The following is a 24,493-nucleotide window of genomic DNA, read 5'->3' on the forward strand; positions in this document are numbered from 1 at the left end:
TCCCTCCCGCTTAACAAATCAATTCCAGTTGGCCGTGCTCATCGGTAACCAAATCCGTTGCATAATCTTCGGCCAAAACAACTTCAAAGATAGATTCCAAGATTTGAACGACAATGCTATTTCCCGCTTGATGATAAAGCGTGCCGTTTAGCAGTCCCTTTCTTGACGGATGTTCTTTATGTGCAGCATCGAAATCCGAATCATCAAACCCCATCAAGCGCCAACACTCTCTTTCTGTTAGGTATCTCCAATGTTCATCATCAACTCTTATGACTCCACTGTTAGGACACCGCATTTGCTTTGTAGTGATCGTGTAGACAAAGTCCTTCACTTCGTCCAACATTCGACCGCCAAATGTTCCAGGCACTATCGGTTTCCCTGGCAACTTGCTAATCATGCTAGGTTGCGTGATGATGTACTTGTCATCCACTTTCTTTTCCAAAAAGTCTTCTATGGGTCGCATTGGTGTTTTTCGCAACTTATTGAAATCAAAAACCTTGTCGCCCAGTATTGAAATTGCGAAAACTCTTTCCCTGGCCTGCGGTATTCCAAAATCTCTTGCATCGAGAACTTGATATGAATTGGTGTAACCCATATCCTCCATATCCCTTAAATAATGATTAAAGGCCGACACTAAGTTTTTGGACAATGCATTCTTGACGTTTTCCCAAATCACCACTTTAGGTTTCCACTCCCCTAAACCTTTGGTGATTTTTATTGTTTCGAATAACAGTGAGCTCCTTGTCCCATCCTCGACATTACCGCCGTATTGCTTTCCGGCTACCGAGTAGTCTTGGCATGGTGATCCGTGTACGAGAATGTCCGGTTGCAATGTATAGCCGACAACGCTTTCTGGCTTGTAGCGGTTATCAAACATTGCGTTGTAAGTACGAACCGCCTTTTCGTTCCATTCGACGTAATCTATCGATTTGTGGTCGACGCCAAGGTTGATTAAGGCCTTCCTCGGCGCCCCGATTCCACCAAATAACTCCAAAATCTTAATCAAGTAAATCAATCCCTCCTAATTCTCGGTATAACGTCACCACCCAACTTCTTGCACGAATACCCAACTCTCGTTTGACAATGCCTATAAAGATGACACCGCGTCATGCACGCCATATGTCTGTCCTCTTTCTGCATCCATTTGGGCCTGGAATCTGTGATAGTGACTTGTCCCATCACAAAACCCCCTCGTAGTTAACGAAACATCCGCAACCACCAATATCGAAAATGTCCAGCTGATGTCCGTGTTCTTCAATGTCAATGCTTAAATCTCTTAACGTGTAAGGATATACGTCATTATCAATCTGTCTCTTCATAAAGCTGTATGTCGTGAATTGAAGATTCGGTGGAATGAATGGTATCGGCTTTTTCCGCTTGCCCTCGAAATACGGTTTATAGCAATCTTCCAGGTCTTGAAGATATAACTCTTTCACATCATCCTCGAAACCATGTTCTTCGAGTCTATTGATAATGTGATAGCTTGAAACATATTGCTGCATGTAAAATTCTTGTTCTTTCAATTCTTTAAATACATCAGGCATTTTCTCTTTCAAATTTCCGAAATGTCCTTGACCCGCCTTGACACAGCGCGCTTTGCAGTTATTATGGGAAAAGCCCATGTCATACAATCTTGGTTGTCGGATCTTGTATTTCGCTAGAATCATATCGTTATCGATAACTTCGTCAATTAATGGCATTTGCACGTCATACGGTTCCCAATTTTCAATGATTGCCGCTTTTCGATGCGCTTCCTCCCACCCAATCCCGAAGTACAATATTGGATTCTCTCGAAAGTCCTCTGATTTCAAATGCTGCCAATTTCTCCACGATTCTATTTTCGGGACGATTCCTTTTTTGATGAAATCAGCAGCCGTTTTCATTTTTAAGATTGATGAACAGTTACCAATTCGGCTGTTAAAAACTACTTTCTGCTTGAACATTAACTCGACCGGATTGATGCCCATTGAATGTGTGAGCATCGGCAACTCTAATTTGTCACTTGCTTCGTTGATAAAACGGTAAAGATCCTCGTCTTCCCATTTCGTATCAGTAAAATATAAAACGATGTTGTCATTCGGATGCCTTTCTTTGACCAGATGCGCCACCGTGAATGATGCTTTCCCGCCACTGAAAAATATGATGTGATTCTTCATCCGTTCCACATTCTTTGCATGACCGCTCTGTGCTTCGTTATATCGTGCCGAAAGTCAAACTCATACTTTGACTTGCCTAACTTGTTAGTGTGGTTGTAAACCTCCCGTGAATCTTCTTCGACACCCTTCTTGACTAGTTCATAACCACGCTTTTCAAGTTCTCGGATCCCCATTTCTAAATCTTCTGCCGTGGATCTGCTTAGATTCACCTTTTGCAGTTGCCCCATACTGCTCACTCCCTAATCCATTCATTGTTTTTATGCCGAATAATGATTAGTTCTATGCCTGTTTTAGCTTCAAAGAGTCTGCGCCTTAATGAAAAAACGTCGGTAACCGGACCTCCTTTTACATCGATCACTTCTTCGTAACCGTCGATGTACGTAACCTTAAAGTCAGCGGTATAGATGGCTCCACCCTTCTCACGTTTCGTTTTTCCGCGACATAACGAGCAATTGATTGGATTGCCCGTCTTTTTGCTTGGTAACTTACCTGTGCCCGCACAACGCTTGCAAACGACTTTGTACGGTTCGATTATCTGATAAGTTGGTTGTACTTCGATTGTTTTTACCGCTGGCTCTTTCAATAAATATTGGTGATAAAGAAATTCAGTTTGGGAATCGTAAGTTATTCCGTTATGCTCTATTTTTTTGTTATTAAAATTCCGACTTCTCTTTTGCTGCCTTGGAGCTCTTGCGCGTTTCGATGACCTGGTTATCTTTTGTGGGTTTCTCAATTCATCACTCTTTCGCACTATTTTCCGATAGGATTTTTACTACTTCTAGCACTTGTAGCTGTTATTTTAAGCTTGTACACTATGTTATTATGGGCATCTTATTATCATTTTGTAGATTCATTGTAAAGATGCCCCCTTAAATACTTACCCTGCTTACTATTAAACCATTTTTGTCTGGTACTCCAATACTTCATCAATCGTAATTTGGAGCTTCAGAAATTCCGCTTCTGCCGCATCGTGTTTCTTCTTGCATATCGGACCATAACCATGTTTAATGCTTGTTGCTGTTTTAAGTGGTTTCTTGCATCGTTTGCACTTCGGCAACCGGAATCACCTCTGGCTTTTCGTCACGGAATAGATCCCGCTTGGCGATTTCAAAATGTCTGTGGCATAAGTGACCATTCGGTTCGCGTACTGGACTTGAACATTCCTCGCATGTTTTCATGGTTTTGCCTCCTAGTTTTGATTTTCTTCAAGTACTTGTTCTGCAATTGCCGCCGCTACCGCTGCAACGTGAATCAGTTCTTCGTATAAGTCATCCTTGTCGCTGTCCTTGCCCCATCCTTTTTGCGCTTGCATTGCTTGGGCCACTTCTCCGACCTCTTCGACAAGTATTGTTAACCATGTGCCGTAATCATGACGTTGCATTCCCCACTTTTCATTTTGTCGATATCGTTCATCTGTGATGCTGTGAACCACTTGTTCTTCTAAATTCAAACCCTCGCCCCTCTCTTCATTCCACTTGAAAATTTCAAATATTTAACCCCCAAGTTCTTTCTTATATGACCGATATAGGCTGGCGTGAACCCTATGCTCCTCGCAATTTCGCTCATTGTTTTGCCTACCATCAGATTCGTAATTACTACTTTTTCAAGATCCGTTAACGTGCCGACGAATTCTTGAACATACAAATCGGTCTGGTCATCCGATATTCCCAACATAACCTGTAGTTCGTGACCTGTTTCCTCTACTTCGTTTTCCAGATGTGCAGGTTGCCCATTCCTCAAAAAATCTAAGGCATATTTCACGTTTTCCGCCGATTCACTAACCTTTTCAGCGGTTTCGCTTATGGGTAAATCCACCGCATCATTTCTCCAAATTTTATAAGCAATTTCTTTTATGTGTTTAGGATAATAAATGCCTGGATTACTTCTAATTAAAAACTTTTGCAACTCTCCCCATATTTGTGGAGTCGCGAATGTAGAAAATTTAATATTTCGCTCGCCGTCGAACCGATCAAATGCGTTGATTAGTCCGATAAATCCGACGGACTCCATATCTTCATATGTGTGTCCTAGCATCCGGGCTCTAGCTTTGATTTTGTGACATTCCGTGTGCACCAACCCTTTATGCGCTACCACAATTGAATCCCTGGTATGCAGTTCCCCATTTATAAGTTTGCTCACCCCGCTACCCCCCTTATTTCATAGTTTCATAGATTTAATCTTTCATGAATACCAACCAATGCGTTTTTGCTCTACGATTTCCGAATAGTGGTTTCTTTTTAATCACCTTCAAGATTTCTTTTAGTTTTATTTGCTCCTCGTTCCACTTGAAGATTAAAGTTCCATTCGGTTTTAACACTCGCATACATTCATCGAACCCTTGCTTAATATCGATTTCCCATAACTCGTCTAGTTTTCCATATTTCTTGGCCAACCACGAATTTTCTCCCGCTTTGATTAAATGTGGTGGATCGAATACAACTAAATAAAATGAATCATCATCGAAAGGCATATCACGAAAGTCTGCGACTACATCCGGCTTTATTTCAAGCGTTCGATTATCACACAAGGTATGCGTTTCCTCTCTTTTGTCCATGAAAAGAACGTCCTCGTTGTCTTTGTTGAACCAAAACATTTTCGAGCCGCAACAAGCATCTAAAATACGTTTCACCTCTTCACCCCTTTATTAAAACGGCAAGTCATCATCTGATACTTCAATCGGCCCGTTATTGTTTTGCGTTACGTTGTAACCGCCCTGCGATTGATTGTGAGTGTTTTGCTGTTGATTTTGTGTGTATGTATACTCTTGTTGTTGGTTGCTCTGTGACTGATTGCTAGGTGTGTTATTTGAGTTGTTGTTCTTTGGTTCCAAGAATTGAACTGAATCCGCTACGATCTCAGTCATGAAAACTCTGTTTCCGTCCTTGCCTTCAAAATTACTTGTTTGGATTCGTCCTTCAAGTCCGGTTAGGCTGCCTTTTCTTAAAAAGTTCGCAGTGTTCTCTGCTTGTTTTCGCCAAGTTACGCAGTTCACGAAATCAGCTTCGTTTTCACCTTGCGCATTCTTGAACGGGCGATTTACTGCTAATGTGAATCTGCAAACAGCCACCCCACCTTGCGTGTACTTTAGTTCTGGATCCTTTGTTAAGCGGCCGACTAATACGACGCTATTAATCATTCTGTAACCTCCAATAGTTCAGGATTTTCGTATATGTTTCCGATTACCTCTAATTCTTTACAAGTCGATAAGAAGTATTTCGATTTACTTTTTGTAGTTCTGCTTGAAATAATAGATAAACAAAATGCTCCATCATAAAATACAACTTGACCTGTTTCTTTTTGGAAAGAAGATATACTATTTAATACATCACCTTCATAAATCTCCACGCCATTCTTGTCTTTCAATACGGTAAATTGCATGTATTTAATTTCCGAGAAAAAACCGCCACCATTTGAAAAGTGTTTGTTTATCGAACCTTGAAAAAATTCTGGTTCGGGATTCATCAACGTTTGCCCTGTGATTAAGCTTTTTTCCCAAGCACGGAATTTAATTGGCCTCATTTTTTCTCCTCCTTGATTTCAGACAGTGCGTGAAATATGTTGCGTTTAACTTCTTCCAGCACTTCAAATGCTTCGTGCGGCGAATGTCCTTCTTCCTCTACTAATCTAGCTAATCCAGTCACAATTAACTGAATTCCAAAACTTGAATTCAACTTTTGTTTAAAACTCATTCCGCCACCCCCTCATCGTCAATCCAAACCGTCCAATACCCGTAACCGATCCGATACCATTCGTTGTATTCTTGGGGCTTACAATCGTCGCAATAATGACGACAGTAAACCCCGTTATCCATGACGTAACCGCTTCCTATCAGCGTTTTACACGTCTCGCATGGTTTCATGTCTTTATTTCCTTTTCACGATTCTCAAATGCGGTTATGCAAGCCGATTCTAAATATTCATACTCGCCATTCCACAAATCCTTTGCATCGATTACCGAATAGTCAGGTACTACCAAAAATTCCTTTTCACATTCGCTGCATGTCGGTTCAGCGAATGTCCAAACCCCGTGTGTCTTGTTTGTATTAAAGTTGTTAAAGTCAAAATCAGCATTCTCAAATACCACATAACCCTTGCATCCTTCAACATTGCATTTGTCCGCTTCAACACTCATGTTCTCACCGCTTGTTCAACCGCTAGAAGTGTTCTAAGTGAGTAATAACTCAACGTATCTAGTGCTTCACCTTTGACAGTTTCATAGATTCCTAGTAAATTAAGGTCTTGAATAATGATTTTCTTTTCGCTTTCGCGCGATGGTTTTACGAATGATCCGATACTCATGCCGCTTCCCCCTTTTGATTTATGGTTTCGAGTACTAATTGCAATGCGCCTTCTGGTGTTGTGCCTGTTGCGATTCGTAGCTTGTCCAGTAAATCATTGAAGTGTTGCTGGTATTGCGGTTCACCAAACCTTTTCCATTGGCCCGCGGAGATTATGAGTTGATTCACGATGTGTTCATGCATCGCGGTCAACTCTTTCTTTTTCATCGATTCTTTTTATATATCTAGCGTTGATGTAAGTAACGTGTCCTTTTCTGTCTCGCAAGCCCGTGTAACCTACTTCGAACAATTCCGCTATATTTAATTCTGTCCCCTTTATTTTTATGGTTTCTCCATTATGGAACTCGATTACATAATCAAACATCTTTGTTCACCTTCTTTGCGTAAAGTACGCAGTGTTCTTTATTCCACGCGAAACTACTTGAACTTCTACTTGAACGGATCATCGCAAAAGGCTCTGCTAATTCGTCAAATGTCCCGTATTCCCCAGTCACCTTATGAATCAGCACATCCCCAGGTTCAATCTCCGCCCATTTCTGACGTTCTTTTTCTGCTTTGATTTCTTCGGAAGTTGCGTGGCGCAAATGATGAATAGGTAATCCCCATGCCTTATCGCCAAATGGTCGGATATACTGCTTTTCGACCGCGCCAACCTCTACGACTTTTACATCGCCTTTGGGAAAGATATTCGAACCATCCAAATTCGCCACCCAATCCCCAACTTTGTATTTTGGTTCGATTTCGTAGCCGTTGACAAGGGCCTGAATTAATCTGTCGGCGTTATATCCGTCACCTTCTTCTTCATGCGTCCAAACTAAAAGCGCATCAATCGAGTTGGAAAGCGTAGGGTATTCACTCTTATTTTTTGCTACCGCTGCCACAACTCCATAAACCGAGTGTACTTTTCTTAATTTTTCAATCGCATCCGCGACGTTTTGCGGGATTTTCACTTTTTCACCCATCAATCATTCACCCCTTCGATTTTAATTCCGATTACTGAAAGCATGTCTAACACTGCCTTCCTTTTACCTTTCGCGTAATTTCTTCTGGTGTCTCCAACACGAAAGTTACGTCCAGTTTCTACAGCTTTTTCGAAATAACTTTTGATCCTTTCCTCTCCCGCTTTATCAATGCGAACTTTATTTACCGGCTGCACTTCCCCAGGTGCTCTCTCCATCACGTTATGAACAAACAATACTTCTTCGTTGATTCGGTAAATGTGAATGCAGTCCCTGTCCTCGCCCCGTCTTAATGCGATAAGGCTGTCATCATCGTTTCGGTACGTGAAAAGCGTGTAATCTGATTCAAACGCTTCTTTCGCTTCTTGCAAAAAATCCAAATCTTCTTGGTAGATGTGTGCTGTCATTTCATTTCCCCCTAATAACATTTTTCGTTTTCCGTAATACCTTCCAAAACTCCCTCTTTATCGTCTTGCCAATCATCCCAACTGATCGTTCTCTGACTGAAAACCTCACCGTCTAATCCACCCATTTTCTTTTCGCTGACCGGAAATACATTTTTGAAGTAATTCTCCATGAACGCTTTGAATTGTCTTGAATCGGCTGAATGTTGACTAATGAATTTACGTTTGCACTCTTCATCTGCGCGAATGTAGTAAATGTGAATGACATAACAAACGTTTTTACGCTTGTCGATCACTTCATTTCCTCCCCCATTTTCCTAAATTCCCCCGTCAAATACATAAACGCTTTATCGTCCCGTTCGTCCAGTGCCGCATCTATCAATCTGTCGTATTCCGCTTTGACTAGTCTTTCTTCCATTTCGACGATTAACTGTTCCGCGTCTTGTTTAACGCCTTTGCCAATTTCTTCGACTGGCAAATATTGATTATCTTCCAACACCGTTACATACTTCTCACATATATGTTTGTTCGGGTAGTTCAACTGGATGTATAGTTTTTCGTGCGCATGGTGCGTCATATCGTGAAATGTTTTTTCGGCATCGGCAGTCATTAAGTTTCCCTTGTAAAAACGGAACGGAATGTCTAATGATTTTGTTGTAGATATAATCATCGCCCGCGGGCAATAATGAGCTTCATCTGTAAAGTGAACATTCTTTAAGTTTTCCTCGTGATTTAAAAGATAATGCAAGATCCATACACATTCCCGGCGCTTCAACTGGTATCGCTTTAAAAACCAACGGATAAACTCTTTTTTCGTTTGTACGCTAATCATTGTTCTCCCCCCTTAGTAAAATAACCCCTTGTATTTGTCGTCCACCTTCCTGTAATCGTGTTCTGGCGTATAAATTGCAATTCGTTCAGCATTTTCGCTCATTCTTGATTCGGCCCGCGCGCCAATTGTGCTTTGAAGTGTTTTTTCATCAAAGTTTGTTGTGTAAACAGTAGATTTTCCTTCGCGCAGATCTATCAATCTAACCCACGTGTTAATCGTCCATGACATTTCTTTTTGGCTGTGCGTTTCAACTCCCACGTCATCAATGACGACGTAATCGAATGAACTGAACTGTTCAAACAACTTTTCTTTCGCAAGATCGTTTCCGAATGTCGCTTTTATTTTATCGAAAAGCTTGTCTGCAGTTATAAATGCCACGTCTTTGCCTTCATGTTTCAGCACCCTTGCAATAGCTTTAGACAAGTGAGTTTTACCTGTTCCCGGCGTTCCCGAGATTCTAAGATTCTTAACTTCACCTTTCAGTAATTTCTTGACGTAATCCGAAGCCATTGTTTTAGCAGCTATCAGTTCTGTTTTCTGTTCCTTCGTTTCTGGATTGACCGTTGAAAAGTTTCTGAATCCAGATTCGTCCGTTTCGCTTATGAAGTACCAGTCTGCATCAATTATTTTTTGACGTTTATCAATATGGAATCGGCGAAGTTTTTTTGCGTATGCTGCCTTTTGGCAATCGGAACACATAGAATCTAAAGGTTTTTGCAACCAATCCCCATTTTGTTTGTAAACCCAAGAAGTTAATGTCATTTCCTCGCATACTGGACATTTAACGTTTTCCAACCTAGCTTCTGACACCGAACTAACATCATCTGGATAACACTTAAAGTACAGATCTTCCATTTTCCGAATACCAAACATGCTGAATATGTTTGTCATTGCGTCTTGCACGTTACCCCTCCTAGAAAGGCAAGTCGCTGTCATCTATTACGACATCCTTATATTTTTCCGCGTCCCTTCTTTGGCGTTCAAGTGTTTCTGGTGATGCGGAGAATACTGATTGTTGGCTTTGCCCTTGAGTATTTGAATATGGGACTCTATTATTTTCGTGACTATCAACCTGTTCAATTGTTTTGAGATTGCTAGATTTCCATTTCCGCAATATTCCTTGCGTGTAACTAACTAAATTTCTAGGTTTTGATTCTACTGCTCGTTTCAGCGCATATAGTGTTAATGCCGATGAATACTCGTCCACGAATTCACCAAGTGTTTCTCCAATATGTGGCGTGATTGGTCCGACGTTCATTTCGTAGAAATTAACAATTTCACCAAACGAATTATCAATCACGACTGTCGACGGTCTGTTGTCTTTAATATTTTCTTTAATACTTTCTTTAACCTTTCTTTCTTGGGTATCGTCCTGCACACTAGTACTAGTATCGTTCTGTACACTAGTATTAGTAGCGAATTGCACACTAGTGTCAGTATCGTTGCGTACACTAGTATCAATTTGTACACTAGTGTCATTTTGCACACTACCAAACGATGCATATTTCTCTATTTTCCATGAGTTATAGTGCTTGTTAAACATGTAAGAATTAGTTGAATTTGCTCTACCTTGCTCCATTTTTTTGATTACATTCGACTCAATTAATCTCTTAATAGAATCGTTTATCCTTGTTCTCCCCAAACCAGTATGATTCATAATGAACGTCAGCGATAATTGGTGTGATTTTCTTTGGAATCCGTAAGTATATCGCCATATGCACAGAACTATTTTCAGTTCATTTAAAGTGAATTTATACATTTGAACAGCTTCTAGTATTTCATTCGCTATCCGTGTAAATCCGTTCTCGGTTTGTGGACTAGCCATTTCACCTCACATCCTTCTACATCTTCTCTAAGGTACAAAAACAAGCTTTCCTGTTGCTGCCTGTACCTCTCTTTTAAATAGTTCTTCATCGGAATTACTATCCGACAAATGCAATAAATGTATTTCTTGTACCTTTGAAAGATCGTTAGCTTTTAAAAATTCGAGCACGTTTTCTAGGGAAAAGTGTGATGATTTAATGCGATTACCTAAAAATTCGTGTGTATAGCCGAATTGAATATTTTCATCAAGAATAGCTTCCGAATAGTTACACTCAATCATGATGTAATTTAGCGCGGGAAACTTATAGCGCACGTAATATGTATCAGTCGCAAAAAGTAACCTGCTGCCGTTGTCGCTCTGGATGAGAAAACCATGATTTTCTACGTCATGCTTTACATCAAATGGAAGGATTGCAAAACTCCCAACTCTGAACTGGTTCTTGTTTTCGAATAGCTTGATACGGTTGTGTTTTATGCCTATTTCGTTCACTGTTGCCTTGGACATGTAAACGTTCATAGATGCTTTTAATGCACTAGAAACACCTTTACAATGGTCCTTGTGACTGTGTGAAACTAAAGCGCCTTCAATACTTGAGGTTTTGAAATTCAATGCTCGTTGGATATCATTGAAACGGATCCCCAACTCGATTAAGAGCTGGGTTTTTCCGTCGTCAATCATGTAACAATTGCCGGAGCTTCCTGTTGCTAAAGTTTTGATAATCATTAGAAAGCAGGTCCGTTTGATGGTGTTGTAGGTTCTGGTTCTCTCTTCTGCTCCGCTTCGAAGTTGTCGATAATCTCGCCTGTGTTTTGGTTAACGTATTCTTTAGGTTTTTCTTCTGGTTCTGGTGCGAAATCAAGTACTTCAGTATTCGCTTTTTCTTTGATTTCATGTTCAGGATTGATTTCTTTTCGTTCGTTGTCATATTCGTTTTCAGTTGAATTGTTAATTGCTTCAATCAGTAGGTCACTATCATCGCTTGTATTGATAAACGCTTTGGCTGCTCGATTAATCACTGTACGTTTAGCCATTTCTTGCGGGAATTTCTTGTGTACTGATTGCTGGGTCTTAGATTGGCCCCAGGAAGTATTGATTTCTTTTCGAGTCATTAAGGTTAGAATTTCTTCATCCTCGGCTGTTTGGATGACTGCGTATGCTCCAATAATGTCTTTATCTCGATTTTCAAAAGCTGACTTGTGACTGACTAATTTTTCACGACCTCGATCGTTTTCATATTCGAATTCATCATCTTGGTAAATTACGTTTGCCCAAATATCCTTCACGTTGGTTAGTCGCTTTAAGACGGCTTGTGTACCGAAATAGGAACGGAGCAACTGCAACTTGTTTCCGTAAACAACGAAGTAACACTGCGTTTTTGCCGGGCTTAAACCTTGCACAACCATGTCTAGTAGGGCATTGGCAACCGATTCCTTCGTACACACTTCCAGTGCAGGTTTACCACTTCGATCCACTGTTTCCTGTAGTTTGAAAAAGGCGCTCTTTAAGGCGTTACTGTGGCTGTAGTTCGGAGGAAGTGATAGCCCTTCCGATTGCAACCTTTCGATGTTTTGATTTACTGCATCCGTAATGTCTTTCTGAATGATTGCTACTTGATTTTGATTAGTCATTTATTTTCTCCTCTCGCTTTCTTGATCGCTAATTCGACTTTCTGCCACAAATTAATATCGTGAATTTCATCGTTGTGATACTTCAAAACTTCTTCGAGCGCTTCCAACATTTCTGGTGCCGCTGCTATCAAATTCGCATCCCCAATAGTGAAAATACTTTCAGCTATTAGATATCCACCGTAATATTCCACGTCGTTGTGACCGGATTCTCTACTTTGTATGATTACAGGTTCAGTAGTAACCACCGAACCCGCTTTCCCTACAGACCATTGACCTTTCGAATGGCTCATGCTTGCACCTCCACTCTCAATTGCTTGTCCGGATCGGAAACTATCAAACTGATTAACTGCGAATCTGTTTCCGCTAGATTAGTAACCGCTTCGGCATTATCGACGAAAATAGGAGCCCGGATGCCGTAGTGTTCCGTTAACGTGTTAATAATGTCGATTCCAACGTTTATGCGTGCTGCATTGTTCAATCCGCTTGAATAAGGAACACCGTCATACGTTGTTTCGCAAATTTCCTCGATGCCACCATTAATGTTGGTTTTGAAAAGATTGAATCTCGCATACTTGAATTTCGAGTTGATCCGTTCTTCTAGGAGTTTCACTTTCGACTGGATGAATTGTTCCGTTAGATAGAGTTGGTGTTCCAGTTGTTCAAATTCAGTTGCTAAGTCTTTCTGTTGTTCTTCGAGTTCGCCAATACGTTTAAGCGATGCTGTTACTTGTGCCTGTTGTGCGATTTGTGCATTGAGATTAGTGCGTTTAGCACGTAGTTCAGCAACTACCTTCTCGATGTCAGAAACGGCTTGCTGTGCGTTTTCTTTAATAGTTGCAATGCTTGCATCAAGCTCTTGTCTTTCGTGAACCTTATCGATGTAGCGCTTGTCCTGTCTTGCATCTTTGACCGCCTCTCTAAGCGCATTCAGTTCTTCTGTAAGCTTTGATACAACTATTTCTTTCTCTTCGATTTGGGGTTGTAACGATTCTGCTGTTGCCTTTAATTTCTCAATTAGTTCAATTGATTTAGCCTTGTCCTCTGCGATTGCTTTACCGTAACCATTGATGTTTTCCAATTCGGTAGCTTTCGCTAGATTAAATGCCGCAACGGCTTTTTCTTTTGCCACTTCAATTTCTTCAACTGGCAATGATTGATTACAAGTTGGGCATACACCGTTCGAATCATGTTCGTGCGTGTAGATGCGTTCATTTTCTTTCGTCCACTTCTCACGCAAATCTACTAGCTTTTCATCGAATCGACTGATGTCTTTTTCCAGTAAAGCCGACTGGTGAACCACGTCATCTTTTCTACGTTGTAAAATAGCCATATTTGACTGCTCTTCTTGAATTTTTGCGTTGACTTTGTGACCCGCTTCAATGGATTCTGTTTCTAACTCGTTTTGAATCTCCTTCAGATCTATCTCAATTTGTCTCAATTGATTCTGCTTTTCAGTGATTGCGGATCCGTTCTTGATATTGTTGATTTGTGTTGCATGCTCATCCAATTGCTTTTCAATCGTCGCAACTTCTGCTTCTATAGAAGGAACGTCAATATCTTCTTTTGGCATTGAGTTGTTAATTTCATCAATTCGGACTGGAATCATATTCAGTTCTTTGTTGATTTCCGCTCGACGTGCCGCAATGACTTTTCTGTGGTCCTCAATCGTGCGACCCTTGAGAATCGTTGGAAGGTCTTTCAGTTCGTTGTTGAATGCAAGTACATCTTCCTCTTCAACGTCGCCGCACACTTCCAGTAGCGTTGCTCTGCGGTCTTGCCATTTAAGGTTTTCATTAAAGAATGTTGGTGAAGTGAGTAATTTGAACACTTCTTCTTTTACGATTGAATCGACTTTCTCTTCGTATTCTTTCTTTTTGACTGGAACACCATCTATATAGTGATCCGTTACATGCCCGGTAAATTCGGCAATTGGAGCACCGCGTTTCTTCGTCCATTTTTCCTTGTAAACTTTTCGCAATACAAGAGGTTGTCCGTCAATGCGGAAATGTGCTTCAACTTCATGTTCTAAGTTGTTGATTTCTTTACCATCCTTTAATGTTTTAATGGCGAAATCTGCGCGGTTGTTGCTGTCTTTGTTGAACAAGAGCCAAACGAATGAATCGAATAAAGTCGTTTTCCCGGTTCCATTGTCTCCGTAAATCAATGAGTCCCATCCGTCTGCATTTACTTCAAATTTCTTGATACCTTTAAAGTTTTTAAGTGTTAAATTCATCAGTTTTAGTTCTTTCAAAATGGTTCCTCCTCTTTGGGTAATATGTTTTCCAGTTCAATGTCGTCCATAATAACGTCGTCAAGGTCGATGCATAAGGTTCCTCCGTGAACCATAGTTACTTTCAATCCCCCGTCATCAAACATTCCATCGCCTATCAGTTCGGCGAAATCTTGTATGTCACTAGGGTCAATCCAAAGCATCAAGCTGTCGCCGCGCCAATCTATTTCTTTGTCCTGTGTGAATTTGTACAATTCCAATTCAGTCAAAATGTTCTCCTCCTTGTCATTTGAGGGGTTCTGGGCTATAATATAAGCAATTGAATTAGTCAGACCCCAAACTCGCTGTTGTCGCAGCGGGTTTTATTTTTCGTTTAAGGACTTTCTGAAATCCTCTCCATATTCAAGTTGTTTAGTTACCGCAATTTTTCGAATGTACATAACGCTGATTTCGCCCCAAGTTTCTTCAAATTGTTTAGCAGCATCGACTACGCTATCCGTATCGGTAAATACGAAGTGAGGATCAGTTTCTTCCGACGGTTGTATTTCCCAATGATATTTCAATTTTTAACCCTCCCTGTTCGCGCCCACATAACGCCAAGATTAAAAGCTAGTGGTAACCCAATAATCAATACGTAGAAAAACATCAAGCCCCATTCAGTCATACCTACACATCCTTTCTTGTTTTGGATGGTTGAATCCCATCAAGGAACGCCGGGAACAGAGTAGTATTTACCGTCGATTGGGGGAAAAGAAGGCATTCCCCGGCGCTCCTTGATAGGAGCCAAAGCTCCGTATCGCATTTTGTTCGTACTGCGTCACACTATTTTCTCTATCCACGTTATTTCATCATTGCTTATTCCTGCTCCCCAGTAACCTCCTAACTTATCATTCAGTTCTTCTAAAACAGCATCAACATCATCGTTTATGACCGAACCTTCTCCCGCACGGTAAATATGCAATGCTTTCTCCTTAACTTTGTCCATCCACTTTTCACTCCTTCGCATTTTGTGCCAAATCTACCTAATTAGTAATATTTCAATAGGACTAGCCATATAGTTAACTAACAGATTTAAAGAAATCGGTATTTTCCTCAACCCAGTACGTGTGTTTATCAATCCACTGGAATAACTTGTCCGTAGGAATTAACACTCCTGCTTCGCGAAACACGGGAAAATCTGGTCTACCCAAAAGTTCTGCTGCCTTTGTTGGCTTGATTCGTAATAAGTCCATCATTTCTTTCCTTGTTAGTAATGGCGGTAATTCTCGTGTTTTGATCGACTCCGTTAACGCACCCCTAACCTCTTCACGAATAATTTCTCTTAATTGTTCTGCATCAAACTGAACGTTGAACATATGTCTCCCTCCCTAATATGTATTTTCACACCCATCAATCAAAACTCGAACGTCATGGCGTTACCTATTGGCGTGGCTCCGGATTGCAATTTATCCGTCGTGGCCGACTCCGCTCTGTTCGAATACTGATCGATGAGTGTGATTTATTTGTTAAAACATGAATTTATTGCCATGGAATATAAGGATTTTATCAAGTATGATTAAGATGAAGATGTCTTTTTCTTTTTGATAAATTCGTTATCATTAGCTTCAAAAAAAATATCCGGAAACAACGTTCTCATATTAACTCCGAATAAATTTTCATACTTAATCATCGTTGGGAGTCCCGCGTTAACGACTCCTTTTTCTATTTTACGTACATAAACTGTTGATAAATCAAGCTTTTCAGCTAACTGCTGTTGAGTTAAATTATGTTTTAATCTAAGTTGCTTCACGAGTTTTCTTTCCAATTTCTGCACCGCCTTTTTGATAGGTATTTTATCACTAACTAAAACATACATGATAATAAGGTTATCGTCAAGGATTATTTTGAAAAAGATTTTATCATTGATACATTTCTTATCGATTATATAATATAATAGGAGTTGATCGAGGTGGTCATGCTGATGGTACAAGAAGAAAAAAAGTACATCGGAAAAAGATTAAAGATGCTTAGGGGTGCAATGAGCCAAGAAAAAGTTGCTCGGGATTTGGGCGTGTCGAGGGCGAGTTATTCGCACTACGAAACTGATAGGGTGCAACCCGACCTATTATTGATACCAAAAATAGCTAGGTACTTTAATGTGTCTACAGATTACTTGCTTGGTGTCACTGACAATCCCAACATTACTGAAGATGAAGAAGAGTTTCGACAACTTATCGATGATCCAGATTTGGAACGTTGGTACAAGGATTTGCCGAAGTCGGATGAAGAAAACTTGCAGCGTCTACGCCGTATATGGGATGCTCTTGAAAAAGAAGAGAAAAAATAGGCTACTACATACGGATCTGAAATGGAAGGGTTTACCAAAGATGTATAAGGGAAGATAATAAACGCGGCTACTCTACTTTTAAGGAATATCAAGAATACTTAAAAGGATTAATGGGTAACAACATAGTTATCAGCTACAAGGATGTTATCACCTAGGATGAAGGAGACTAATTAGGCGTTTAAAATACCTTTACAACATCACCTTCGAAGATAGTAATGACAAATAACTAGTCGGATTTTGAAGTCGTGAAAAAATGATGAAGAACCTAAAATTAAAAATATAAATATTAGGTGAACGCTTACTTGGTCGCCACTGCCCTTTTGGGGGCTTTTCTTTTAATTTACGACAGAACATTTGTTCTTGTTTAGGAGGAGTTAAAGTGGAAAGACGAGTTGAATTGCTGTTGCATCGTATTGGCGTGTTTGATCCACCATGTTTAACAATTGGCAATATGATAAGTAAAATCGGCATACCCGTATACTATTGGGAGTTTACGAGTGAAGCTATCCACAAGGACGGAATTCACATTATTTTTTTAAATAGAAACGCGACTAAAGAAGAGCAATGGCAAGATTATGCTCATGAGTTATGTCACATCATGTATCACGCTGGCAATCAATCTGATATGCCCAACATGTTCAAGGACCTGCAGGAGTGGCAAGCGATCAACTTTGCGCTGCACTTTTGCGTACCTACATTCATGTTGGACTGTATGTATAGACGAAACATCATGCCCTGGCACAAAAAAGAAGCATCTAAAGTAATCGCAGAGACGTTTTGCGTTGAATTGAGATTTGCGGAAATCAGATTGGACAAGTGGTTAAAAAAACGACAGTTTCATTTATTACATCAAGGAGTTGACCAATTACTAGATATATGTTGAGTAAGTAGATTGGTAGATTGGGGGAATAGGCAATGATTTGTAAGCAATTAAAAAACGGATCTTGGGAATGCGTTGCGGATGGCCCAAGGGATCCTGTCACAAATAAACGCAATCAAATTAGAAGACGTGGACGTACGCAAAGCATAGCCAAAACACGAGTAACAGAAGAAATCAATAGACAAAAAGAATACGGGATTGACGGCAAGAAAGTTAAAAAAATGACTTTTGAAAAAACCGCATGGCAATGGTTATCTGTTTACAGGCGCGGAAAAAGAAAAAAAGGTACGGTGCGAATTCGCGAAAAAGAAATAAAGGTACTGTTGCGCTATATATCCAAAATCAATATAGCAGATGTTACACCAAATATGCACCAAAAAATACTGAATGATTTAGATGACAAAGGTTATGCAAAATCAACAATCGAAGGTGTACATACCACTGCGGGGATGATTTACAAATACGCTATCAAAGAAAAGCTGATAAAGTTTAATCCAGCGGCTGGAGCAGTAATACCAAAGAAACTTTTAACGGTCGAGGAAATAGAAAACACTACAATCGACGATGAATATTTGGAATATAATGAGTTAGAAGAATTCTTGTCTGTTACAGTAAAGCACGGAATGGAATACGATGTCGAAAGATTTTACTTACTCGCATTTTCTGGCATGAGGTCCGGAGAATTGTGCGCTTTAAAGTGGACTGATATAAATTTCGAGAAAAATGAAATCAGAATCACAAAAACTTTGTATAACCCGAATTCGAACATGAAGGAATATGAAATAACGCCGCCAAAAACGCCAGCATCGATTCGGACATTCGAGGTGGATGAAGAAATCATGGAGTTGTTGAAGGTTCATAAAAGAGAGCAAGCCAAGATGTTTTTGCGGACAGCTAAAGACAATCAGAATCGCCACAATGCAAATTTCGTATTTTGTCGAGCGAACGGGTATCCATTTATTCAGAAAAATCTACAAACAAGAATGGCGCGAATCTTGAAAAAAACAACAATTACAAAACATGCGACTCCGCACATCTTCAGACATACGCATATTAGTATGTTAGCAGAAGCTGGCGTTGATTTGGCAACTATTATGAAACGTGTAGGTCATGACGATGCAGATACCACAATGCGGATCTATACGCATGTCACAGAAAAAATGAAAAAAGATGCAACCGAAAAAGTGTCAATACACTTCGGAAACATCTTAAAGAACGCTAATTCAAAAATTATGTGATAGAAATGTGATATTTTCACAATAAATTTAAAGAAACGGTCTAACTAAACGCTATGCGACAACCTTTATCGCATCGGAGGTACATCATGGTGCCAATGATGCCTATGATAATCATCACTGATATGACTAAATCCATTTGACCAAGTGATCTACCCGTTTCCAGTAAGTGTCCAAGTCCGCCTCCGGAGCCAAGCAATTCGCCCGCCATTAACGCACGCCATGAAAATGCCCAGGCGATTCGTAATCCAGATATGATTTGAGGAACAGAAGCTGGTAAAATAACAGTTCGTAAAAAATGCAAGCCGTTTGACCCTAATGTTTTGGCCACTCGTTGATAAAGTGTCGGGACATTTTTAAAGCCACTCGTCGCACTAATCGTCATTGTCCAAGTTGCGCCAATTGTAACGATGAAAAGAATTGAAAAATCATTTAAACCAAACCAAATAATCGCGAGTGGAAACCAGACAATGCTCGGGATTGATTGTAAAGCAGTGACAAGAAATCCAAGCGTGTCTTCCACCAACTTAAAACGCCAGATGAGATAACCTAAAGTAAGTCCAATTAGTATTGCAACTGAGAATCCAATAAGTAGGCGACTCATGCTTTTAACAATTGCAATCGTAATTTGCCCATTTACGATACCAGTGAAAAGAGTCTTCAGAACTTGGGTAAGACTTGGAAACATAAAATCAGGTAAACTAGAAAACCTAGATGTGACTTCCCAAATCACCGCTAGAATCCCGATGAAGAGAACCCGTCTTAAAAATGTAGTCATCCCCCATTTCCTCCTTTAACACCTTCTCAATTTCATCTTGTAATGAAACTAATATTTTCTGTTCCAAATGAAACATTATATCGTTCGGCATAATGCCATCTTTCATTGTATTTGAAGAAAAAGTCGCTTTTATTTTTCCGGGACGTGTTTCAAATACAACAATTCTTTCAGATAAAAGAACCGCTTCTCGAATGTTATGCGTAATGAATAATATCGTCACATGCGTTTTTTTCCAAATTTCTATTAACTCATTATGCAACACCATTCTCGTTTGCTCATCCAATGCCGCGAATGGTTCATCCATTAATAAAATATCCGGTTCCATAACGAGTGCTCGTGCGATAGAGACACGTTGTTTCATCCCTCCTGATAGCTGATGAGGATGGGCATTGGTATAGTTGCTTAAATGGACCATTTTTAACATGTCCAATGCTTTTTTCTCTGCTAGCTTTTTAGGCATGCCTTTTAAAAGTAACCCATACGTGACGTTTTCGAGGACTGTTAACCATGGGAATAATCCGTCTTCCTGAAATACTACAACGCGCTCCGGCCCTGCTCCAGTCACTTTTTTTCCAGCGATCCGAATTTCCCCTTTGTCTGCTTTTTCCAACCCGGCAACCAAATACAGCAATGTCGATTTCCCGCATCCCGAAGGACCAACAATTGAAACAAACTGTCCTTTTTCTACTTCTAAATTGATATTATCAAGGACCTTCACTTGCCCCTTTTTTTGATGAGGAAAACTTTTTTCTATGCCATCGATCGTTAAATACACTATGATTTCCCCCTTCATTGATAATCCCTACTAATTCAATACGAATTTATGTGTTAGTACATAATCTACTATATTTATATGCTTTGTCAACTATTTTCTGAAAGTATTAAATTAGTTGTATCAAAGCTTAACAAAACTTATGTTATGTATGTTACCTTTCTCAAATAAAAAACCTTCTACCTATTTTTCATAAGCAGAAGGTTGAATGTTTTTTACGATTGAAACAAATCGCTTGATAAGTAACGCTCTCCGGAATCGGGAGCAATACAAACGACTGTATCTCTAGGAGTTAAACGTTTGGCAACTTCTAAAGCTGCATACACGGACGCCCCTCCCGAAGGCCCGATGAGAATACCTTCATTCGCGGCAATTCTTCTTACGATATCATAAGCTTCCTCATCTTTGATTTTAAAAATTTCGTCGTAGATATTCGTATTCAAAATCGGTGGAACGAATCCTGGGCTTGTTCCGACAAGCTTATGCTTTCCTGGTTTCCCACCTGATAAGACAGGCGATCCCGCAGGCTCCACCACATGGACCGTGATTTTTTCGTCGTATTCTTTAAGTCTCTCTCCAGTCCCAGTTACCGTTCCACCCGTACCCGACGTACAAACAAACGCAGTCAGCGTTTTTCCAATTGATTGCATGGCTTCAATAATTTCAATTGCCGTCGTCGTCCGATGTATATCTGGATTCGCCGCGTTTTCAAATTGCATCGGTATAAAACTATTTTCAATATGCTCAGCTAATTCATTCGCTTTGGCGATAGCACCGGGCATTCTTTCTTCACTCGGGGTTAAAACAACCTCCGCGCCATAAGCTTTCATTAAATTAATGCGTTCACTCGTTGCATTATCAGGCATGACTAAAATCGATCTGTAGCCTCTGGCGGCGGCATTCATCGCAAGTCCAATCCCTGTGTTTCCAGACGTAGGTTCTATGATTGTTGCACCTTCCCTCAACTCTCCGCTTTTCTCTGCTTCCACAATCATATTATAGGCGGCCCGGTCTTTCACACTTCGGCTCGGATTAAAATATTCGAGCTTCACATAGACAGCAGCTCCTTTTGTATCTGGAAGCGTGTTTAACCTCACGAGGGGTGTCTCCCCGATTAGTTCCGCGATATTGTTTACAACTTGCATATAACTCATCCTCCCAACTCTTCTATTGTCCATTCACTGATAATTTCTATCATACCAGACCAATCTATATTATTCCTATTATTTTACTAGACTTTAGAGTTAGAAAATCATATATAGGATTAGTTTGAAAAATGTAGTGACAGAAACAAGACAGTATGATGACGATATTTGGCATCATCTTTAATTTTGTGGATAAAAGCATCTCTCTTGCAAATAATTAGTAAGAGAGATGAGTAAACCTTTATTTTATATTTTTATTTTTTTTTCAAATTCGATGTTATGGATTTTACAATAAAATTTATATTAGAAAGCGAAGGATCTTATGAATCAAATGACTGTAACGATGAAACGCCTATTTGTTTATATAATCGGCTTATTTGTTCTCTCTCTTGGCGTTAGTTTCTCGATTCAAGCAGGGCTCGGCGTATCACCGGTATCTTCACTCGCCTATGCATTTACATTAACAGCGGGATTATCAATCGGGATAACAACGGTGCTTGCAAATATTTTATTTATTATTTGCCAAGCAATTATCCGTAAACAGATCAACATTAGAGAATTTCTGGTGCAACTAATAATCGCATTTTTATTCGGATTCTTCATGGATGCTACATTATTTATTGTACAACTATTCCCCGCACCTGAAACGCTCATCATTCGATACATCTTTTTAATCTTAAGTTTATTTATCGTATCCATTGGTTTATTCAATTATTTTACAGCAAAACTTCCATTAATGCCCTACGATGCACTAACGTATATAATTAGCGAACATTTTAAGCTGAAATTTAGCAGAGCAAAAATCACAAGTGATTTAATCAACGTTGGTGTGGCTGGTGCTGTTTGTTTAATTTTCATCCAATCATTAGGCTCAATCGGAATTGGAACGTTAGCTGCCGCATACTTTATAGGAAAGATGTTAGGCTGGATGATGAAAAATTACGAACAACCCCTTCATCAATGGATTTTCCGAATGAAATCTTAATACGTCATATTCATTAATAGGCTTGATACTTATGATTTAATAGACACTTTTTTATATACAAAAGTTAGTTATTTCGTGTTAAAATACTAACAAGCAACTTTTTGAATCATTCGAAGTGATGCACAATTCACTACAACATACTCCCTACTCATAGTTCCACTTTTAAGAGTGAATACATTAAACAAATAGGTCAGGTGAGGGATTTGATTGAATGGAAATTGCGATCTATTTTAAGAAAAATTAGAAGTAAAAATCCCCAAAAAAGGTATGAAGCGATTAGTAGGCTATTTCAGTACAAGCAACAAGACGATTTAGAAATTCAAATTGACGTGCTAAAGGACGCCATCAAAATAGCTGCTTCAAAATTTCCAGATCGCGTTGATAATTGGGATTACCCCTCCTATTATCTTATAGACTTTGTTTGTGATTTTCCAAGACCAGAAATTGTCGATGGTCTCCTAAAGTATTTTGATGATTTCGATATACAGGCCAAAGAGCGTGCAGTTGAATTTTTGCTAACGTCGGAGGATGAGGAAATTTTTTATTTTCTCGAAGAAAAGATTATCGACTTAATGCAGAAAGATGATTTTGATATTCCGACGAGCCAGTTATCCACCTATCCAATCCTCGTAAAAGGAATTCTCGATAAGACACTGGACAAGCTTTCTTCAAACCAATATAAATTCGATCTCTATGAATTAATATTATCCTTTAACTATTCAGGCCATGAGATAGGCTTTAAAAAAGAAGTTATTCTTCCTTTCCTACTTGAGGATTATAGAAATGAAAAAAAGGAATACTTAAAGTTCGATTCCGATTATTCAACTAAATTTGTTTATACTGCATGGAAAGGTAGTTACTTTGCTGTACGCAATCGGATGAAATTGCTTATTCAATTAATGGAATATTATTATACTCCTGAAGTCGGAAGCGAGCTTGAATCAGCTCAGTATTTCAAGGACCCATTCCTAAGAACGATTGCCCTACTTATTTGCATGTCGAAAAACCTTCCTTATGAGCAAAGCACATTACTTGGGTGTGCAACCCATATCGAAAGTGCTTATCTGACCTATTGGGAATTGGTAGAGAGAAAACTAGAACATCTCTATCCACTTGATGATAGAAAGCAAGCTCATTTGGCCAAATCTACTCTCTTCTTTGCAATTATTGAAGATACTTGGGAAAATGATGAGCAAATTCTCTTCCCCGAGGATATCCGAATTGAAGGTAAAGTCGAAACCAAAAATACTTACGGAGATCCAATGCGCTATTATTTAATGAGTTTCAGTGAGGACGGCACTCGATATGTCGGCTGGGTCGGTGGTTTTACGGTTAAAGACGATGATAATACAGCAGATTTATACAACGAAACGTATACTGATTTTATCAAATTAGATTCAGCTAGTATCGAAGAACATAAACGTGATTTTTTCGTGAAAAAAGAAGAAGAAAATCTAGAAAATGAAAGTTATATTTATTTTGAAAGCTCTCCAAAAATTAGGAACATCGCATGGTTTCTTTTGTTTCCGCTTATTGGAAAATGGTTAAGAATAGTTTTTGGAAACTATGATTCGCTTCTACTTACAATTCTATTCACGCTTGTTGTAGGATTGTTGTTCATTTATGAAATCACAAAAAATAAAAATAGAAAAATCTCGATTAGTGGCCAACAGCTTGTGAAACAGGATGGTTCTACCCAACAAAACATTGGACTACAGAATATCAAAAAAGTGGAGCACACAAAAAAACACATAATCGTATATGATCAGAGCAACGAAATTGCATTGAAGTTCCCATTACGCTGGACACGTTATGAGCAATTTTACCAACACATGAAAGCGCATACTGACCATTTGGAAAATCCGCCTTTCATTCAAACATAAGCCGAAACAAAGGGACCCGTGTCGCTACGGAGTCCCTTTGTCAATCTCCCGAATGACACATCGTTTAACCAGAATTCTTAAAGTAATTAAGTTCGGTTTCAATAAATAGCAAGCTGAATTTTAAAAACGAACCAATTAGCTCAACTCCGCATTCATCC

40 protein-coding genes are annotated in these 24,493 nt (G+C 39.5%); 5 read left to right on the forward strand and 35 right to left on the reverse strand.

Going from position 1 to position 24,493, the window contains the following annotated elements; genetic code table 11:
• Positions 1 to 10: 10 nt before the first annotated feature.
• The 32 genes from G8782_RS03905 to G8782_RS04060 all read right to left on the reverse strand — a co-directional run bounded on the left by G8782_RS03905 (position 11) and on the right by G8782_RS04060 (position 16,135).
• Positions 11 to 1,006 carry a DNA cytosine methyltransferase gene (locus G8782_RS03905; protein ID WP_172369585.1) on the reverse strand — a complete coding sequence of 332 codons (996 nt, stop codon included), beginning with the start codon at positions 1,004 to 1,006 and terminating at the stop codon, positions 11 to 13.
• Positions 1,007 to 1,178: 172 nt separating this feature from the next.
• The gene (locus G8782_RS03910) at positions 1,179 to 2,156 is read right to left on the reverse strand and encodes a phosphoadenosine phosphosulfate reductase domain-containing protein (RefSeq protein ID WP_172369586.1); all 978 of its coding nucleotides are present in this window, start codon (positions 2,154 to 2,156) and stop codon (positions 1,179 to 1,181) included.
• On the reverse strand, positions 2,153 to 2,383 hold the full coding sequence (locus tag G8782_RS03915) for a hypothetical protein (protein ID WP_172369587.1): 231 nt from the start codon (positions 2,381 to 2,383) through the stop codon (positions 2,153 to 2,155). Before G8782_RS03915 ends, G8782_RS03910 begins: the two co-directional genes overlap by 4 nt.
• Before the next feature lie 5 nt (positions 2,384 to 2,388).
• Complete coding sequence (locus tag G8782_RS03920) at positions 2,389 to 2,889, reverse strand: DUF1064 domain-containing protein (protein WP_172369588.1); 501 nt, start codon at positions 2,887 to 2,889, stop codon at positions 2,389 to 2,391.
• A gap of 159 nt (positions 2,890 to 3,048) precedes the next feature.
• Entirely contained in the window at positions 3,049 to 3,213 is a 165-nt protein-coding gene (locus G8782_RS03925; RefSeq protein ID WP_172369589.1) for a DUF6011 domain-containing protein, read from the reverse strand.
• Positions 3,179 to 3,334, reverse strand: a complete 156-nt coding sequence (locus tag G8782_RS03930; protein ID WP_172369590.1) for a hypothetical protein — start codon at positions 3,332 to 3,334, stop codon at positions 3,179 to 3,181. Before G8782_RS03930 ends, G8782_RS03925 begins: the two co-directional genes overlap by 35 nt.
• Positions 3,335 to 3,345: 11 nt before the next feature.
• A complete protein-coding gene (locus tag G8782_RS03935) occupies positions 3,346 to 3,606 on the reverse strand; it encodes a nucleoside triphosphate pyrophosphohydrolase family protein (RefSeq protein ID WP_172369591.1) in 261 nt (86 codons plus the stop codon).
• Positions 3,603 to 4,295 (reverse strand): sigma factor, encoded by a 693-nt coding sequence (locus G8782_RS03940; RefSeq protein ID WP_172369592.1) that lies wholly within the window; start codon positions 4,293 to 4,295, stop codon positions 3,603 to 3,605. The genes G8782_RS03935 and G8782_RS03940 overlap by 4 nt, the downstream gene beginning before the upstream one ends.
• A gap of 34 nt (positions 4,296 to 4,329) precedes the next feature.
• Positions 4,330 to 4,749, reverse strand: coding sequence for a class I SAM-dependent methyltransferase (locus G8782_RS03945; RefSeq protein WP_172370204.1), 420 nt, complete (start codon positions 4,747 to 4,749; stop codon positions 4,330 to 4,332).
• Between the two features lie 51 nt (positions 4,750 to 4,800).
• The gene (gene ssb, locus G8782_RS03950; RefSeq protein WP_172369593.1) at positions 4,801 to 5,292 is read right to left on the reverse strand and encodes a single-stranded DNA-binding protein; all 492 of its coding nucleotides are present in this window, start codon (positions 5,290 to 5,292) and stop codon (positions 4,801 to 4,803) included.
• A complete protein-coding gene (locus G8782_RS03955; RefSeq protein ID WP_172369594.1) occupies positions 5,289 to 5,675 on the reverse strand; it encodes a YopX family protein in 387 nt (128 codons plus the stop codon). Before G8782_RS03955 ends, ssb begins: the two co-directional genes overlap by 4 nt.
• Positions 5,672 to 5,845 carry a hypothetical protein gene (locus tag G8782_RS03960; protein WP_172369595.1) on the reverse strand — a complete coding sequence of 58 codons (174 nt, stop codon included), beginning with the start codon at positions 5,843 to 5,845 and terminating at the stop codon, positions 5,672 to 5,674. Before G8782_RS03960 ends, G8782_RS03955 begins: the two co-directional genes overlap by 4 nt.
• Entirely contained in the window at positions 5,842 to 6,015 is a 174-nt protein-coding gene (locus G8782_RS03965; RefSeq protein ID WP_172369596.1) for a hypothetical protein, read from the reverse strand. The genes G8782_RS03960 and G8782_RS03965 overlap by 4 nt, the downstream gene beginning before the upstream one ends.
• Entirely contained in the window at positions 6,012 to 6,287 is a 276-nt protein-coding gene (locus G8782_RS03970) for a hypothetical protein (protein ID WP_172369597.1), read from the reverse strand. The genes G8782_RS03965 and G8782_RS03970 overlap by 4 nt, the downstream gene beginning before the upstream one ends.
• Complete coding sequence (locus tag G8782_RS03975) at positions 6,284 to 6,454, reverse strand: hypothetical protein (RefSeq protein ID WP_172369598.1); 171 nt, start codon at positions 6,452 to 6,454, stop codon at positions 6,284 to 6,286. Before G8782_RS03975 ends, G8782_RS03970 begins: the two co-directional genes overlap by 4 nt.
• Positions 6,451 to 6,636 carry a hypothetical protein gene (locus G8782_RS03980; protein ID WP_172369599.1) on the reverse strand — a complete coding sequence of 62 codons (186 nt, stop codon included), beginning with the start codon at positions 6,634 to 6,636 and terminating at the stop codon, positions 6,451 to 6,453. The genes G8782_RS03975 and G8782_RS03980 overlap by 4 nt, the downstream gene beginning before the upstream one ends.
• Positions 6,629 to 6,817, reverse strand: a complete 189-nt coding sequence (locus G8782_RS03985; RefSeq protein ID WP_172369600.1) for a hypothetical protein — start codon at positions 6,815 to 6,817, stop codon at positions 6,629 to 6,631. The genes G8782_RS03980 and G8782_RS03985 overlap by 8 nt, the downstream gene beginning before the upstream one ends.
• Positions 6,810 to 7,415, reverse strand: coding sequence for a DUF1642 domain-containing protein (locus G8782_RS03990; protein ID WP_246231582.1), 606 nt, complete (start codon positions 7,413 to 7,415; stop codon positions 6,810 to 6,812). Before G8782_RS03990 ends, G8782_RS03985 begins: the two co-directional genes overlap by 8 nt.
• The gene (locus tag G8782_RS03995; RefSeq protein WP_172369602.1) at positions 7,415 to 7,819 is read right to left on the reverse strand and encodes a hypothetical protein; all 405 of its coding nucleotides are present in this window, start codon (positions 7,817 to 7,819) and stop codon (positions 7,415 to 7,417) included. Before G8782_RS03995 ends, G8782_RS03990 begins: the two co-directional genes overlap by 1 nt.
• An 11-nt stretch (positions 7,820 to 7,830) precedes the next feature.
• The gene (locus tag G8782_RS04000; RefSeq protein WP_172369603.1) at positions 7,831 to 8,112 is read right to left on the reverse strand and encodes a hypothetical protein; all 282 of its coding nucleotides are present in this window, start codon (positions 8,110 to 8,112) and stop codon (positions 7,831 to 7,833) included.
• A complete protein-coding gene (locus G8782_RS04005) occupies positions 8,109 to 8,648 on the reverse strand; it encodes a ReoY family proteolytic degradation factor (RefSeq protein ID WP_172369604.1) in 540 nt (179 codons plus the stop codon). Before G8782_RS04005 ends, G8782_RS04000 begins: the two co-directional genes overlap by 4 nt.
• A gap of 12 nt (positions 8,649 to 8,660) precedes the next feature.
• Positions 8,661 to 9,551, reverse strand: a complete 891-nt coding sequence (locus G8782_RS18665) for an ATP-binding protein (RefSeq protein ID WP_172369605.1) — start codon at positions 9,549 to 9,551, stop codon at positions 8,661 to 8,663.
• A 10-nt stretch (positions 9,552 to 9,561) separates the two neighbouring features.
• On the reverse strand, positions 9,562 to 10,473 hold the full coding sequence (locus G8782_RS04015; RefSeq protein WP_172369606.1) for a replication protein: 912 nt from the start codon (positions 10,471 to 10,473) through the stop codon (positions 9,562 to 9,564).
• Between the two features lie 27 nt (positions 10,474 to 10,500).
• Positions 10,501 to 11,196 carry an MBL fold metallo-hydrolase gene (locus tag G8782_RS04020; RefSeq protein WP_172369607.1) on the reverse strand — a complete coding sequence of 232 codons (696 nt, stop codon included), beginning with the start codon at positions 11,194 to 11,196 and terminating at the stop codon, positions 10,501 to 10,503.
• Positions 11,196 to 12,101: a recombinase RecT gene (locus G8782_RS04025; RefSeq protein WP_172369608.1), complete on the reverse strand. Its 906-nt coding sequence runs from the start codon at positions 12,099 to 12,101 to the stop codon at positions 11,196 to 11,198. Before G8782_RS04025 ends, G8782_RS04020 begins: the two co-directional genes overlap by 1 nt.
• Positions 12,098 to 12,391: a hypothetical protein gene (locus tag G8782_RS04030; RefSeq protein ID WP_172369609.1), complete on the reverse strand. Its 294-nt coding sequence runs from the start codon at positions 12,389 to 12,391 to the stop codon at positions 12,098 to 12,100. The genes G8782_RS04025 and G8782_RS04030 overlap by 4 nt, the downstream gene beginning before the upstream one ends.
• Positions 12,388 to 14,352, reverse strand: coding sequence for an AAA family ATPase (locus G8782_RS04035; RefSeq protein ID WP_172369610.1), 1,965 nt, complete (start codon positions 14,350 to 14,352; stop codon positions 12,388 to 12,390). The genes G8782_RS04030 and G8782_RS04035 overlap by 4 nt, the downstream gene beginning before the upstream one ends.
• On the reverse strand, positions 14,349 to 14,600 hold the full coding sequence (locus G8782_RS04040; RefSeq protein ID WP_172369611.1) for a hypothetical protein: 252 nt from the start codon (positions 14,598 to 14,600) through the stop codon (positions 14,349 to 14,351). Before G8782_RS04040 ends, G8782_RS04035 begins: the two co-directional genes overlap by 4 nt.
• 93 nt (positions 14,601 to 14,693) lie before the next feature.
• A complete protein-coding gene (locus G8782_RS04045; RefSeq protein ID WP_172369612.1) occupies positions 14,694 to 14,894 on the reverse strand; it encodes a hypothetical protein in 201 nt (66 codons plus the stop codon).
• 254 nt (positions 14,895 to 15,148) lie between these two features.
• A complete protein-coding gene (locus G8782_RS04050; protein WP_172369613.1) occupies positions 15,149 to 15,316 on the reverse strand; it encodes a hypothetical protein in 168 nt (55 codons plus the stop codon).
• Positions 15,317 to 15,389: 73 nt separating this feature from the next.
• The gene (locus tag G8782_RS04055; RefSeq protein WP_172369614.1) at positions 15,390 to 15,686 is read right to left on the reverse strand and encodes a DNA-binding protein; all 297 of its coding nucleotides are present in this window, start codon (positions 15,684 to 15,686) and stop codon (positions 15,390 to 15,392) included.
• A gap of 200 nt (positions 15,687 to 15,886) precedes the next feature.
• Positions 15,887 to 16,135, reverse strand: a complete 249-nt coding sequence (locus tag G8782_RS04060) for a helix-turn-helix domain-containing protein (protein WP_246231539.1) — start codon at positions 16,133 to 16,135, stop codon at positions 15,887 to 15,889.
• Between the two features lie 156 nt (positions 16,136 to 16,291).
• On the opposite strand from G8782_RS04060, the gene G8782_RS04065 reads away from it, so the two are divergent.
• The 3 genes from G8782_RS04065 (at position 16,292) to G8782_RS04075 (ending at position 18,775) form a co-directional block, all read left to right on the forward strand.
• Positions 16,292 to 16,657, forward strand: coding sequence for a helix-turn-helix domain-containing protein (locus G8782_RS04065; RefSeq protein ID WP_172369616.1), 366 nt, complete (start codon positions 16,292 to 16,294; stop codon positions 16,655 to 16,657).
• 379 nt (positions 16,658 to 17,036) lie between these two features.
• On the forward strand, positions 17,037 to 17,540 hold the full coding sequence (locus G8782_RS04070) for an ImmA/IrrE family metallo-endopeptidase (protein ID WP_343034944.1): 504 nt from the start codon (positions 17,037 to 17,039) through the stop codon (positions 17,538 to 17,540).
• Between the two features lie 32 nt (positions 17,541 to 17,572).
• Entirely contained in the window at positions 17,573 to 18,775 is a 1,203-nt protein-coding gene (locus G8782_RS04075) for a tyrosine-type recombinase/integrase (protein WP_172369617.1), read from the forward strand.
• Between the two features lie 40 nt (positions 18,776 to 18,815).
• Here the strand turns inward: G8782_RS04075 and G8782_RS04080 are convergent, their stop codons facing one another.
• The 3 genes from G8782_RS04080 to cysK all read right to left on the reverse strand — a co-directional run bounded on the left by G8782_RS04080 (position 18,816) and on the right by cysK (position 21,467).
• Positions 18,816 to 19,550, reverse strand: coding sequence for an ABC transporter permease (locus tag G8782_RS04080; RefSeq protein ID WP_172369618.1), 735 nt, complete (start codon positions 19,548 to 19,550; stop codon positions 18,816 to 18,818).
• Positions 19,483 to 20,325, reverse strand: a complete 843-nt coding sequence (locus G8782_RS04085; protein WP_172369619.1) for an ATP-binding cassette domain-containing protein — start codon at positions 20,323 to 20,325, stop codon at positions 19,483 to 19,485. Before G8782_RS04085 ends, G8782_RS04080 begins: the two co-directional genes overlap by 68 nt.
• A 212-nt stretch (positions 20,326 to 20,537) precedes the next feature.
• The gene (cysK, locus tag G8782_RS04090) at positions 20,538 to 21,467 is read right to left on the reverse strand and encodes a cysteine synthase A (protein ID WP_172369620.1); all 930 of its coding nucleotides are present in this window, start codon (positions 21,465 to 21,467) and stop codon (positions 20,538 to 20,540) included.
• 322 nt (positions 21,468 to 21,789) lie between these two features.
• Here cysK and G8782_RS04095 point away from each other — a divergent pair, with 322 nt between their 5' ends.
• Together G8782_RS04095 and G8782_RS04100 are read left to right on the forward strand one after the other, a co-directional pair.
• Positions 21,790 to 22,452: a YczE/YyaS/YitT family protein gene (locus G8782_RS04095; RefSeq protein WP_281357885.1), complete on the forward strand. Its 663-nt coding sequence runs from the start codon at positions 21,790 to 21,792 to the stop codon at positions 22,450 to 22,452.
• 203 nt (positions 22,453 to 22,655) lie between these two features.
• Complete coding sequence (locus tag G8782_RS04100; protein WP_172369621.1) at positions 22,656 to 24,335, forward strand: hypothetical protein; 1,680 nt, start codon at positions 22,656 to 22,658, stop codon at positions 24,333 to 24,335.
• Positions 24,336 to 24,493: the final 158 nt, after the last annotated feature.

The sequence above is a fragment of the Sporosarcina jiandibaonis genome (genome assembly GCF_013184495.1).
GTDB lineage: Bacteria > Bacillota > Bacilli > Bacillales_A > Planococcaceae > Sporosarcina > Sporosarcina jiandibaonis.